The organism is Exiguobacterium sp. R-17 (assembly GCF_049913315.1).
GTDB lineage: Bacteria > Bacillota > Bacilli > Exiguobacteriales > Exiguobacteriaceae > Exiguobacterium_A.
Map to the genome: position 1 here is coordinate 2,794,882 of NZ_CP184372.1, position 13,967 is coordinate 2,808,848.

The window sequence follows — 13,967 nt, forward strand, 5'->3', positions numbered from 1 at the left end:
TTTCATTATAACCCGAATTTCAGTAACTAAAACAGTTTTACGCATTCTTCACATAATCCAAACACTTTTGCTCACTCATTCACAATTTAGACAAGATTATGCTCAACATTGAACAAACTACTTGAAAACAACCTTGTGAAGGATTACACTAAGTATATCAAATGAATGTGATATTTATCACAAACAAAACACAAAGGAGACTTTACCCATGAAAGTAGCAGTCATCGGATGTACACACGCAGGAACAGCAGCAGTCAAAGAACTCGCTTCACAACAAGATGTCGAGATCACCGTTTATGAGCGGAATGACAATGTATCGTTTCTCTCTTGTGGAATCGCACTTCACGTCGGTGGTGTCGTCAAGCACGCGGAATCGCTATTTTACTCGTCACCAAGTGAACTTGCTGAGCTCGGAGCCGATATGCGTCTGAAACATGATGTACTTGAAATCGATAGTGAACGTCAAACGATCGTTGCGAAAAACCTCATGACTGGTGAAGTCGTTCACGATACGTACGATAAACTCATCATGACGACTGGATCTTGGCCAATCATTCCAATGCTTCCTGGTATTGAGTTGAATCAAATCGAGCTCTGTAAAAACTATCACCACGCTCAAACAATCATCGAAAAAGCATCAGATGCAGAGCGGATCACGGTCGTTGGTGCAGGCTATATCGGTGCTGAACTCGTCGAAGCGTTTGAAGCCTACGGAAAAGATGTTACGTTCATCGACAGTGCAGATCGCATTCTCAACAAATACCTCGACCGCTCGTTCACTGACGTCATTGAACGCGAATTAACAGATCGCGGCATTCGTCTTGAACTTGGACAAACCGTCCAAAGCTTCAAAGGAGAAAACGGTGCTGTCACACACGTCGTTACAGATAAAGGCACATTTGAAACGGATCTCGTCATTCTCTGTGTCGGTTTCCGCCCAAGCACGGAACTCTTAAAAGGACAAGTCGATATGTTACCGAACGGTGCCATCATCGTTGACGATTATATGCGGACGAGCAACCCGAACATTTTTGCTGCTGGTGACAGCTGTGCCGTCTATTACAACCCAGCTCGGACACATGCCTATATTCCACTCGCAACGAATGCTGTCCGGATGGGTACGCTCATCGGAAAAAACTTACTCGCGCCAAAGATTCGTTACCAAGGAACACAAGGCACATCTGGTCTTCGCTTATATGATTTGAACATCGCGTCGACCGGTTTGACAGAAGAAGCGGCACCCTTGTTCGGACTTGAAGTGAGCAGCACGACAGTTACAGATGCGTATCGTCCAGAGTTCATGCCAACAGCAGAAGACGTCCAATTGAAGCTCGTCTTCGAGACGGCAACACATCGTGTCGTCGGTGCACAAATCATCTCAAAAGTTGATTTGACACAGGCAATGAACACACTTTCTGTCGCGATTCAAAATGACATGACACTTGAAGAGCTCGCTTTCGTCGATTTCTTCTTCCAACCGCACTACAACAAACCGTGGAACTTACTAAACCAAGCAGCTCTACAAGCAATGAGCGAGCGCCAATCAGCTCGTGTCTAAATTTATTGCAAGATAGATTAAGTGCAATTTTTCTCTATTATGAGGAGAAAGATTGCACTTTTTGTTCATTTCGAACCGTTTTCTATAAAAGAACACGTCATGCAGTTTGCGATTTGAATGCGTAATCAATGACTGAACGTTACAGTCACCTCTTCATTTTTCCGTTTCAATCTGATAAAGATGCTGCCAGTCCTGATACGACATCGTTCCGTTCATCGTCTCCATATCAAAGCGTAACGGTGCGATCAATTCGAGTGAATTACCATCTGGATCCTCGAAGTAGATTGCTGCGTGCGCATGTGGATGATTATCGAGAACGAGCGGTTGATTTGCTCCTGCTACACCGAAGGCTGATCGAACTTCAATCCCTCTCTCCTTTAACCAGTCCTGTGCTTTGTCGATATTTTCATGCTCCATCCGAAACGCAACATGGCGAATCGACGGATGATACGGTAACTCAGCTTGACCTGCTTTCCATAGCCCCAACCAACTCTTACCGTGCTCGATCCAAAAGAAAGCGACGCGTTCATTTCGGAACGCACATTCAAGACCTAACTCTTCGTAAAAGACAATCGATCGTTCGAGCTCTTTGACCGGTAAATGGGCTTCATACAGTCCAGCAATCATCTTCTTCACACTCCTCTTTTTCGAGTGTAAACCATCAATTTCCAAATTTACTACCATCAAAAACGTTTAATCCGACTTGTTGAGGGAACATACAACCTATACCAAAACCAACTTTCAGGAGGAATGTTTACATGGCTGCATCGAAAAATCCGTTAACACAATACTTCAATGACGATTTCCCAAAACAATATCAGGACGCCCCAGCGGTTCAAGCAAAAATGGAACCTGTTCCCGATTGTGGAGAAGAAAGTTATAAAGGTTCTGGCAAATTGATCGGCAAAAAAGCACTGATTACGGGTGGCGACTCCGGCATCGGCCGAGCAGCAGCAATCGCCTACGCTCGTGAAGGGGCTGATATCGTCCTTAACTACTTACCGGAAGAACAACAGGATGCTGAAGAGGTCAAAGCACTCGTTGAAGCAGCGGGACAAAAAGCATATCTCTTACCTGGTGATTTAAGTGATGAAGCGTTCTGTGGACAACTCGTCAAAGAAGCACATGAATCACTCGGTGGACTCGACATTTTGGCACTTGTCGCGGGTAAACAACAAGCTGTCGAAAACATTCTCGACCTTTCGACGGAGCAATTACGCAAGACATACGAAATCAACGTCTTCTCCCTCTTCTGGGTCGTCAAGGCAGCCTTGCCACTCTTAAAGGAAGGCGCTTCGATTATCACGACGACATCTGTCCAAGGATATAATCCAAGCGCGAATCTCTTGGATTACGCTTCGACGAAGTTTGCCATCAACGGTTTCACGCGTGGACTCGCTAAACAAGTCGCGCCAAAAGGAATCCGTGTCAACTCCGTCGCACCTGGTCCGATTTGGACACCGCTTCAAATCTCGGGTGGTCAGCCAAGCGAGAACATTCCAGAGTTCGGGCAGGAAACACCACTGAAACGAAGTGGTCAACCGGTCGAACTGTCTGATGTCTATGTCTTCCTTGCTTCAGACGCTGCAAGCTATGTCACAGCGCAAATCTATGGTGTCACAGGTGGAATCGAGTTAGCATAAGGATCGAATCTCGACAGGGTAGCTTCGGCTATCCTGTTTTCGCGTGTCTTAACGGGATATCAGTTGCATCACCCGGTGCCATTTAGTCTAATGAAAGTAATAACGATGAAGGAGTGAATCAGATGACTGAAAAAGAAAAGATGATTAAAGGGGAACTCTATTTAGCACAAGATCCAGAACTTGTGGCCGACCGCATCCGGGCACAATCGCTCTGTTATGAGTTTAATCAATTGAGTGTCCATGATCGTGCCAAGCGAAAGATGCTTTTGCAACAATTATTTCAGACGGAGCAAGCCGACTTTTACATCGAACCGACCTTTAAATGTGATTATGGCTACAACATTACGTTAGGGGCTCGTTTTTATGCCAACTATGACTGTGTCTTGCTCGATATTTGTCCGATTACGATCGGCGACAACTGCATGCTTGCTCCAGGAGTACATATCTATACCGCGACCCACCCACTCGATCCTGTCGAGCGCAATAGCGGTTATGAATTAGGAAAACCGGTCGTCATCGGGAACAATGTCTGGATCGGTGGACGCGCGATCATCAATCCCGGTGTGACGATCGGAGATAATGCAGTTATTGCCTCAGGTAGTGTCGTCGTCAAGGATGTACCGGCAAACAGCGTCGTTGGTGGAAATCCAGCTCGGATCATCAAGACGATCTAATTCTCATCAAATTCTAATCTGTTCCTCAGTTTCCTTTCACGTGGTCTGGTTATTCTATGTATAAGAACAACAGCCACTACTCAAAGGAGGACATCATCATGACTGAAAAACGAACAGATAAAGGAAATAAACGTTTCAAAAAAGGAATCGCTACACTTGCCGTAACGGGTACAGTCTTAACAGGAGCTGGTGCGTTCCTACTCTTCACAGGCCCAGGACACTCTCTCGTCAACTCGACGGTCACTACTTCACAGCAGGCAGAGCAAAAAGTCGAAGCTGCTTCGCGCCAAGTCAAACAAAAGCTTCCTGCTTCAATGCGTGACGATCAAGAAATCGAAGGCACATTGCAGAAACTATCAGATCGTTCGATGACGATCGACGTTAACGGTGACGCTCAGACGTATGACTTTGCTTCGTCAGTAGAACGTGAAGCCGTGCAAAAAGAGGATTGGGTCAAAATCGATCTGAATGCGAATCAGCAAATCACGGAACTTGAGCGAGAAGATCCAGATGATCGCAATGACCGAGAGGACGATGGCAATCGCTCAAATGATTCATCGGACGATGCGAATGAACGGTACGGTATCCTTCGTGCCCTATCACAAAGTGAATTGACACTCGAACAAGATGGACAAGAGACGATTTACGCAATGGCGGATCGTGCGGAACGTGACGTTGCGAAATCTGGGGATATCGTAAAAATCGAATTGAATGCAGATGGTCAAGTCCGTGAGCTTGATCGGGAAGAGGATGACGAAAATCGTAATGATGTACGCGATGAAGACCGTGACGATGCACGGGAGCAAGAAGTCCGCGGTACACTCTCTAAAATAACGAATCAAGAGATCATCATTGAACAGAATGGTGCGCAAAAATCGTACTCTCGTACATCAAACATGGAACAAGATGATGACATCCGAGTTGGTGGTTCCGTCAAACTTGAGTTGAACGCATCAGACGAAGTGACAGAAATCGATGAATGATCATTAAAGGAGGATGTTTATGTCAACCACCATCTTAATCGTTGAGGACGACGCGAAAATCGCACGCCTTCTTGAACTCGAACTCCAATATGCCGGGTACGCGACACGTGTCGCCCCCAACGGAAAAGATGGTCTCGCTGCCGCTGAGCATTCGGTTGATCTCGTCTTACTCGACGTGATGATGCCGGAGCTGAGCGGCTTCGAGGTGTTGCGCAGGCTCCGTGGAAAAGGCATGCACGTCCCCGTCATTATGCTAACAGCACGTGGAGAAGTGTACGATAAAGTCGCGGGACTCGATCTTGGTGCGAATGATTATGTGACGAAACCGTTCGAGATGGAGGAACTCCTTGCTCGGATCCGAGCGTTATTACGCACTCCGACTTCAACTAGTAACGCACCGCGCACGTTACAGTTCGCTGATCTTGTACTCAATCTTGATCGACATGAAGCATTTCGCAATGAAGGGCGACTCGATTTGACACCACGTGAGTTCGAACTTCTGACATATTTACTAGAAAACAAGGAACATGTCCTGACACGCGAACAAATCCTAAATCACGTCTGGGGGTACGATTACTTCGGCGAGACGAACATCGTTGACGTCTACATCCGTTATCTTCGCAAAAAAGTCGATGCCCACCCTCCAGCTTTGATTCAGACCGTTCGTGGGGTTGGTTATGTGCTACGGGAGGCAATCCCATGAAGCTTCGAACGAAGCTTGCTTTATCCGTCACCGCCTTTACGACACTCTTGTTATTCCTTTCATTCATCGTCGTGACACTCGTCGTCCAAAATCATTTAATTGAATCGCGTTATACCCAACTGGAACAGGCAGAGGAATTGATGGAAGATGATTCATCGGTCCGGACATTGCTGACGCTTCATGAGGATGCTGTCGTCTTATCGAACGAAAATGGACGCTGGGTCATCTCAAACGATGAAGATGGCGACGACTCGTCTACTGTTAACGGAGACGTACAAGCAAATGACCTCCCCGGTATCCCGCGCTCGAATGAACCTTTTAAGTCTGGCGATTGGTTCGGCATCGTCTATCAGGATCAAGCCTATCTGTTCGAAGATGAGAGCGTCGATGATACAGTCTCGACACTCGTTTTGACCTTCACCATCGTGTTGGTCGTTGGAATCATAATAGCGTTCATCAGTAGCTTCTGGATTGCTTATCAGACGCTCCGCCCGCTCAGGCAACTAAATGATACGATGCAACGAATCTCCTCTTCTGGAACGCTTGAGACCGTGCAGACCAAACGTGATGATGAGATCGGTCGCCTCGGTCTCGTCTTCAATCAGATGATTGGTCGTGTCGATCAGACGATGGAACAACAACGGCAGTTCGTCGCGGATGTCTCGCATGAAATGAAGACACCCTTGACCGTCATCGAGGGATACACTCAATTATTGAAACGCTGGGGCAAAACGAAGCCCGACGTACTCGATGAATCGATCGAACATATCTTGCAGGAGACACATGCGATGCGGACGACCTTGATTGAGCCTATGCTCGAATTGTCTCGTCTCGGTTACGAGGAAACATCTGTCGAAGTGATTGACTTAGCAGAGCTTGGAAGCGAACTCGCTGATCGGATGTATCACGCAACAGGGACGATCATACCTGTTGATGCCTCCGGAACGATTCGGGCAAATCGCGAAGCGGTGTTACGTATCTTGACGATCTATATCGATAATGTCCTGAAGTATGCTACTTCACCAGAATTGCACCTGCGCAAAGAACGTCTGGCTGTCCTTGATCGGGGAACGTCTCTAACGGACGAAGAACGCGCTCGGTTATTCGACCGGTTTTACCGACTCGATGCAGCACGCGATCGTTCAGGAAGTGGACTCGGATTGTCGATTGCTGCAGCTCTAGCGACGACGCATCATTTTAAGGTCGGTAGTGAAGCCCGTCAACCAGATGGCAGTTGTTTCTATCTGATTCCCGAGCAGTCTGAATGAAACTTTTTCTACATTTGTGTCGTACACTTAAGGAAGAACGTCACATGATGAAAGAAGGAATTTCACGATGGCTAAAAAACGTTGGGGTGGACTTGCTGTTGCCGGCGCCTTTCTCTTGACGAAAGGAAAGGTCATCCTTGCCTTATTGAAATTTTCAAAGTTCGGAGGCACTTTGATTTCGTTCGGAATCTCTCTTCTCTTTTACGCTCAAATATTCGGTGTTTGGTTCGGGGTCGGATTGCTCTATCTCCTATTCATTCATGAGATGGGACATCTACTCGCCGCTAAACGACTCGGTTTTAAGACCGGTCCTGCAATTTTCGTTCCGTTCATGGGAGCCGTCATCGGCATCAAGGATACATTTCGAACGCCAAAACAAGAAGCGATTCTCGCGTATGGTGGACCACTCGCTGGTCTCGTATCCCTGATTCCGCTTGCGATCGGATATGCTGTGACGGGAAATGACTTCTGGCTCGTCATCTTCCACCTCGGGGCTCTATTGAATCTCTTCAACCTACTTCCCGTCAGTCCGCTTGACGGCGGACGGATTCTTGCGGGACTTCCGATCATCGTCTGGGTCGCGGGACTTGCTGCCTTGATTGCCTACGGTATCACCCACTTTAGTCTGATTTTGCTCTTGATTGCCTTTTTAGGCGGCAGTGCCGTTTGGAAAAGGTATAAGTTCGCGAAACAATATGAGGCGAACCGGTCGACCTTAATGTTGTACCGTGCCGCACGTGAACGCGTTTTACGGGCAAAGGCAGAGCGAGAACGTGCAGACGCTGAAGTTGCACTTGCTCCAGAACTAGAAGGTGAGGAAGAACAAACAATCGAGAGTACCTACGATCCGATCGCTTGGTCGCTTCGTCTCGATTTACAAGACTTGCGACAAGCGAGTCCGGAAGAGGCACGTCAGGAAGCAGATGATCTGTTACGGTATCAATATGATGCCGCCAACGATTACGATGCCTTATTGCGACGGATCGATCAGCGGATTGAACCACTTCGTCTTGCTGAAGAGTCTGTTCAGTATCATCAGATGCCGAAAAAACAACAAACGATCACGCTCCTCGCTTATTTGGCGCTCGGTGCCGTTTTATTCATCGCTTTTGAGTACTCGAAAGGGTACTTGCCTACACCATCTTAAATCGAGATCCATCGGATGCGCTTCATGGCGCATCCTTTTTTCATAGAACGAACACATTGACTAGAGTGATTTCTTGCATCTCGTTAAAGAAGCGACTACTCTGAGTAAAACCCTACTTACCACTTGTCTAAAATAGGAGGTCCTCCTTCCATGAATAAAAACACTGCCCGTTTGGGTGAAGCACCTGTCAATCAGCTTTTACTTAGTCTCTCTTTACCAGCGATGGTCGGGATGCTCGTCACGGCACTCTACAATATCGTCGATACGATTTTCGTCGCTCAAGGAATCGGTACGGCTGCCGTGGCCGCCGTCGGAATCGCTTTCCCCGTCCAGCTCGTATTAATGGCAATCGCCAACTCGATCGGGATCGGTGGTGCTGCAATTGCGTCACAACGACTCGGTCAAAAACAAACAGATGGTGCCAGTCGTGCTTATGCCAACGTCTTGATGGCTGTTTTCTTCATCAGTATGCTCGCTATCATCAGTGCTTTCATCTTCGTCGAACCGTTGCTACGTCTCTTTGGAGCGACGGATGAGATCATGCCGTACAGTATCGCTTTCTTACGCGTCCTCTTGATCGGATCTCCTTTCTTCATGTTGACGATGGCGTCGAGTGCGATGCTCCGCGCAGAAGGACGCGCGAACTATCAGATGCGCGTCATGCTGACGACGGTTGCGATCAATATCGTCCTGACACCGCTGTTCATCTTTGGTCTTGATTGGGGCATCCAAGGTGCTGCACTCGGGACAGTCGTTGCGCAAATCGTTGGTGCTGTACTTGTTTTTCGATTCTTCTTTACGAAACGCCGACAAACTGGCTTGACGCTCAGTCGGAGTGCTTTTAAACCTGATTTCCGATTAACGTTCCGGATGATGCAAATTGGATCATCGTCGTTCATCATGCAAGTCTCTCAATCCGTTCTATTCATCACCGTCAATCATATGCTCGTCCGGTACGGGGGTACGACAGAACTGGCAACGTTTGCGGTCATCAATAAGTTCATGGCGCTCGTCGGTATGCCGATCATGGGGATCGTGCAAGGGATGCAACCGATCGTCGGGTATAATTTCGGATCCCGGCAGTTTAGCCGGATGTCGCTCGCCATCAAGTTGGCAATCCGCTACGGTTTATCGTTATCGATCAGCTTGTGGTTACTCATTCAACTGTTCCCTCGTTTTTGGGTCGGCTTGTTCACAGAAGAAGCGACACTTCTACAGGAAGGCTCGAGTGCGATGCGTATCTTATTCGCCTTATCGTTCGTCTACGGAATTCAAATGATTGTCAACGGAATGTACCAATCGCTTGCAAAAGCAAAAGTCGCTTTATTCTTGTCCTTGTCACGCCAAACGTTATACACGATTCCACTCGTCTTGATATTGCCAGTGTTCTTCGGTGTCAATGGTGTCTGGTTCGCTTTTCCGATCGCTGATGCAATGGCTGTTTTGACGGCCCTTGTTTTCGCCTATAAAGATCACGTTCTGTTATTTAAACCGGAAGAGTACGTCGCAGAGGAACAAAAAGTCGCTACCGCGAAGTGAATGGAATGGATCTAAGATCGTCTGCTTTGCAGATGGTCTTTTTTGATGGACTTCCAGAATACGAACATGTATTCTGTTACTAGTGAATGACAGAAAGGAGCCTGCTGGATGTATACATTAGCAATTGACTTTGAAACGGCAAACCGAAATAGCCGAAGCATTTGTGCGTTTGGTTGGTCCGTTCTCTCGAACGGTCGTGTGACGGAGAGTAAACAGGTCTTAATCAATCCAGAAGAAAATTTCGATGCTGGAAACATTCGGGTCCACGGAATTCGTCCGAGCGATGTCTTTGATGCGCCGACGTTACCTGAAGCAATGGAAGCCCATGGCTTATACGATTTGATTGCAGGCGCTCAACTGATCGTTGCTCACAATGCATCATTTGATATGGGGGCACTCCAAAAAGCGATTCAAAAATACGATATGTACCAGATGCCCGTTTTCACCTACGGCTGCACGGTCAAATTATCCCGCAAATTGTATCCTTGGTTGCCGAACCATCGATTGAATACGATGGCAGAGTTTCTCAACGTCTCTTTCCAGCACCATGATGCGAAAGAAGATGCCTACGTCTGTGCGTTACTCTTAAACGATATGTTGGAACGGACGAATCTACAGGATCCGGTCACCTTGCATACGTTTTGCGGCGTTCGGATGGGACAGGTTGCATATTAAACAAAAAAACACTCTAGACACAAAATCTAGAGTGTTTCAGGTTTGTAGACAACAGGGATGACTCCAAAAAATGACGCGTCTTTTCACGCCCTTTCCTCAGGCGAGACACAAGCCAGTTTTCCCGCTTCGAGCAGGAAAACGGGTCTCGTTTGTCTCTGACAGCGCATAATGCGCTTTTTCCTGTAGGAGTGGCGTGAAGCGCGTTATTTTTTCTAGAAGAAGGATTCGAGAAGCGTTTTGTTCACTCGACATCGCTTCCTAGGGAAAAACAAGCAAGAGCGACCCTGCAGCGAAGCGGCGCGATGCTTGTCCCAGGAAAACGATGCGAGACGAACAAAAAAGCGCAATCCTTCTCGTTAGAGAAAAATTGCACTTTACCTTCAGTCTCAAAGCACTCTAGACACGAAATCCAGAGTGCTTTTTGATGCTGTTCTATTATTTGCTTGCTTGTTTGATCGGGAACCAGCCTGGACGGCTTGTGATACCTGCCCATAATGCATCTGGAACGACGAGTTCTGCTTGTGCTTCTGGATCAAGTTCTGTCCGGATTGACGCAAGGTCACCCGCTTCGACTTTCTCAACCCATTTCGGTTCCATGATCAGTTCACGACCAAGAGCGATCATTGGAACGACAGCCAAACCTTGTTCGACTTCGTCCGCTGTGTGAAGCGATCCGACACCGATGATAGGTACCTGTTCACCAACACGTTCTTGAACGAGTGTAATTGGTGATGTCGTTTCATTTTCATCACGAATTGAACCTGCGAAGAAGTCCATCACGGAAACGTGCAAGTAATCGAGGTCTTTTTTCGCCAGCTCATCGACGAGGCGCATCGTATCATCGAGTGTGATTCCTGGATTTTCAATTTCTTCTGGAGAGAAACGGTATCCGACGATGAACGAAGGATTTTGTTTCGCGACAGCTTCGACTGCATCCACGACAGCTAATGGGAAGGCGAGACGTTTTTCTAAGCTACCGCCCCATTTATCTTCACGACGATTTGAGTGTGGTGAGAAGAACTGTTGGATCAAGTACGTGTTTGCACCGTGAATCTCAACACCATCAAATCCAGCTTCCATCGCACGGCGTGTCGCTTGACCGAATGCTTCGATGATTGCTTCGACTTCTTCTGCCTCTAACGCACGTGGTGTCATCGCACCTTCACGCACGGGTGCAATAGCACTTGCACTGACCGTTTGCCCACCGACGAGTTCTGGTGGTGCCATACGACCAGCGTGGAAGATTTGTAAGATCGCTTTTGCGCCTTTATCTTGAATCGTTTTCGCGAGTCGCTTCAGACTCGGCACGAGATCGTCACGATGCGCACCAAACTCATTCGGGAATCCTTGACCGTCTGCTGTGACGTTCGCACATGCTGTAATGACAGCGCTGACGCCACCTGAACGTTCTGCGTAGTACGCGAGTTCCGCATCCGATACTTCGCCGTTCTCTTGTGCCGCATAGTTCGTCATCGGTGCCATCAAGACGCGGTTTTTCAGCGTCACACCGTTTGGTAGTGTAAATGGTTCAAACATTGCTTGAGTTGCCATGAGTGAAGTGCCTCCTCTAATTTCTTGAATTGAATATCGACAGTATACGCTCGTCTTCCTCTGAATAGCTACTGATGTGCTTACGCGATGTGTCACTTGCGGATCGCTTTACGACGCCCTCCCGGCCACCACCAGTTCCAGTGACCAAATAGCTTCATCAGTGCGGGGACAAGGAGCATCCGGACAATCGTAGCATCAATAAAAATTGCAAGCGCGATACCGACGCCAAGTTGTTTGATCGGACTAACACCTGTAAAGGCAAACGCACCAGTGACGACAATCATGATCAAGGCAGCGGACGTAATGATTTTACTCGTCTTCGCCAGTCCCATCTCGGTCGCATGATCGTTATCGCCCGTCTCGTCATAATATTCTTCCATTCGCGAGACGAGGAACACTTCATAATCCATCGATAAGCCGAAGACGAGTGAGAAGATGAAGACCGGTGTTAGAATGCCGATCGTCTCCTGCGGAAGAACTGCGCCGGACTCGAACAAGACGACGAGTAATCCAAACGTTGCTCCTAAACTGAGCAAATTCATCAGAATCGCTTTGATTGGAATCAAGATGGATCGGAACGCGATTAGCAGAATGATGAATGTCGCCAAGACGACGACACCGATAGCCAGTGGGAGTTTCGATTCAATGGCATCATAAATTTCCTGATTAAAGGCTGCTGGTCCCCCGACAAGGTAACCGTCCGCCTGCACCTTCCGTACCCAGTCTTGCGAAGTAGCATCGCCGGGATTTCCTTTTAAATTGACGTTGATCCGTGCTTGATCGTTCTCTGATAGAAACGGCTTCAGTGCATCGCGCCCAGCCGAAACAGCGAGTAACTGCTCGAGCGGAACCTGTTGCTGTTCCGCGATCGTTGCGGCGGACACGACGGAACGCACTTCTGAATCTGATTCGAGTCGAATCGTCACATCTTCGATTTTTTCTCGTCCCACCTCTGAGGAAGCATCCGCAGACAAGATGAGAACGGCGTCCGTTCCATCGTTCCCGAATGTTTTTTCCCACGACTCAAAGGCCAGACGCGACGGATAGGATTCCGGCAGGGCAGTTGCTTGCGGAATGTTCAACGTCAAGTCACGTAACGGAAATAAACAAGGTAAAAGAAGTAATAAAGATAGAATCGTCACTGTGACAGGGCGCTTCATGACGAAACGTGCGAGGCGGCGCCAACGATCTTCTCCACGACCTGCTTGTTGCCGGAAAAGTCGTCCTTTTTCTAGTACCTTCCCGAAAACGATTAATAGTGCCGGTAATAATGTCAACGCACTGACAACCGCCCCGAGTACCGAAACGAGTGTCCCGATTGCGACAGCGCGGAAGACATCAACATCAATCAACAACAATCCGGCAAGTCCGACGAATACACAGATTCCGGAAAATAAAATCGAGCGTCCTGCCGTCTCGACCGAACGAATCGCTGCCGACCGAATCCCTTGTCCGTCCTGCCGTTCTTCACGGAACCGATTAACGTATAACAGCGAAAAATCAATGCCGAGCGCCAGCGAAATCATTGCGACCGCATTCAAGACGAAGATCGATAACTCTTGTTGTCCGGCAACGAAATAAAGAACACCGGCACCAAAAACAAAAGTGACGAGTCCCATGATCAAGGGTAAGATGGCGGCAACGGGTGTACCGAAAACGAGTAGTAAGACGATCAATGCTGCTGGAATTCCGATTAACTCAGCTCGGATGAGGTCATTTTTGGACGCTGTATTCAAATCATCAACGACGACCGGTTCACCCGTTAGCCGAATCGTCCCGGTACCATCCAGTTGACGTGTGACCGCTGTTGCCCATTTCGCATCAAGTGTTGGTACACCGACTGTCACGTATCCCTTATCGTCCCGCATCGCTCGCGGATTTTCGACGGGACCAATGACGTTCCCGACTCCTTTGATGTCACGGAAGCGCTCGACATGTTGTACCATCGTTTGTCGTAGATTCTCTTGATTCTCAAATAGGACGATGATTGTATGTGGATCCTGCCCAAAATCTTGAGCGAGCACCGTTTCGACACGTTGAAAATCACCGTCACGTGTAAATCCATTTCCTTCTAGACGATCGGGTAATTGATATGCAAAATAACCAAGCACGACGAGTAGAAGCCCCCAAACGACCAACACTCCTCGAAAATACGCACTAATCAGATGACCAAGCCGTTCCATGATGCGTCTCCTTCCTGTATAAACGTACAAAAAACATCCTTCT

12 protein-coding genes are annotated in these 13,967 nt (G+C 47.9%); 9 read left to right on the forward strand and 3 right to left on the reverse strand.

What is annotated here, in order from left to right; genetic code table 11:
• The first annotated feature begins 208 nt into the window (after positions 1 to 208).
• The gene (locus ACN9MT_RS14685; protein ID WP_290753426.1) at positions 209 to 1,558 is read left to right on the forward strand and encodes an FAD-dependent oxidoreductase; all 1,350 of its coding nucleotides are present in this window, start codon (positions 209 to 211) and stop codon (positions 1,556 to 1,558) included.
• Positions 1,559 to 1,711: 153 nt separating this feature from the next.
• Here ACN9MT_RS14685 and ACN9MT_RS14690 read toward each other — a convergent pair whose 3' ends face one another.
• The gene (locus ACN9MT_RS14690) at positions 1,712 to 2,185 is read right to left on the reverse strand and encodes a VOC family protein (protein WP_035412154.1); all 474 of its coding nucleotides are present in this window, start codon (positions 2,183 to 2,185) and stop codon (positions 1,712 to 1,714) included.
• A gap of 131 nt (positions 2,186 to 2,316) precedes the next feature.
• On the opposite strand from ACN9MT_RS14690, the gene ACN9MT_RS14695 reads away from it, so the two are divergent.
• The 8 genes from ACN9MT_RS14695 (at position 2,317) to ACN9MT_RS14730 (ending at position 10,190) form a co-directional block, all read left to right on the forward strand.
• Complete coding sequence (locus ACN9MT_RS14695) at positions 2,317 to 3,201, forward strand: SDR family oxidoreductase (RefSeq protein ID WP_214856640.1); 885 nt, start codon at positions 2,317 to 2,319, stop codon at positions 3,199 to 3,201.
• Between the two features lie 122 nt (positions 3,202 to 3,323).
• Complete coding sequence (locus ACN9MT_RS14700) at positions 3,324 to 3,875, forward strand: maltose acetyltransferase domain-containing protein (RefSeq protein WP_426272490.1); 552 nt, start codon at positions 3,324 to 3,326, stop codon at positions 3,873 to 3,875.
• Positions 3,876 to 3,973: 98 nt separating this feature from the next.
• Positions 3,974 to 4,858 (forward strand): hypothetical protein, encoded by an 885-nt coding sequence (locus tag ACN9MT_RS14705; RefSeq protein WP_035412145.1) that lies wholly within the window; start codon positions 3,974 to 3,976, stop codon positions 4,856 to 4,858.
• A gap of 19 nt (positions 4,859 to 4,877) precedes the next feature.
• On the forward strand, positions 4,878 to 5,561 hold the full coding sequence (locus ACN9MT_RS14710; RefSeq protein ID WP_290753437.1) for a response regulator transcription factor: 684 nt from the start codon (positions 4,878 to 4,880) through the stop codon (positions 5,559 to 5,561).
• Complete coding sequence (locus tag ACN9MT_RS14715) at positions 5,558 to 6,829, forward strand: HAMP domain-containing sensor histidine kinase (RefSeq protein ID WP_426272491.1); 1,272 nt, start codon at positions 5,558 to 5,560, stop codon at positions 6,827 to 6,829. Before ACN9MT_RS14710 ends, ACN9MT_RS14715 begins: the two co-directional genes overlap by 4 nt.
• A 67-nt stretch (positions 6,830 to 6,896) precedes the next feature.
• Positions 6,897 to 7,976 (forward strand): site-2 protease family protein, encoded by a 1,080-nt coding sequence (locus ACN9MT_RS14720; protein WP_426272492.1) that lies wholly within the window; start codon positions 6,897 to 6,899, stop codon positions 7,974 to 7,976.
• Positions 7,977 to 8,126: 150 nt separating this feature from the next.
• On the forward strand, positions 8,127 to 9,515 hold the full coding sequence (locus tag ACN9MT_RS14725; protein ID WP_426272493.1) for an MATE family efflux transporter: 1,389 nt from the start codon (positions 8,127 to 8,129) through the stop codon (positions 9,513 to 9,515).
• Positions 9,516 to 9,623: 108 nt separating this feature from the next.
• Positions 9,624 to 10,190: a 3'-5' exonuclease gene (locus ACN9MT_RS14730; RefSeq protein ID WP_056059885.1), complete on the forward strand. Its 567-nt coding sequence runs from the start codon at positions 9,624 to 9,626 to the stop codon at positions 10,188 to 10,190.
• Positions 10,191 to 10,625: 435 nt separating this feature from the next.
• Here the strand turns inward: ACN9MT_RS14730 and ACN9MT_RS14735 are convergent, their stop codons facing one another.
• Positions 10,626 to 11,741: an NADH-dependent flavin oxidoreductase gene (locus tag ACN9MT_RS14735; RefSeq protein WP_313489478.1), complete on the reverse strand. Its 1,116-nt coding sequence runs from the start codon at positions 11,739 to 11,741 to the stop codon at positions 10,626 to 10,628.
• A gap of 92 nt (positions 11,742 to 11,833) precedes the next feature.
• Positions 11,834 to 13,924, reverse strand: coding sequence for an MMPL family transporter (locus tag ACN9MT_RS14740; protein WP_056059880.1), 2,091 nt, complete (start codon positions 13,922 to 13,924; stop codon positions 11,834 to 11,836).
• Positions 13,925 to 13,967: the final 43 nt, after the last annotated feature.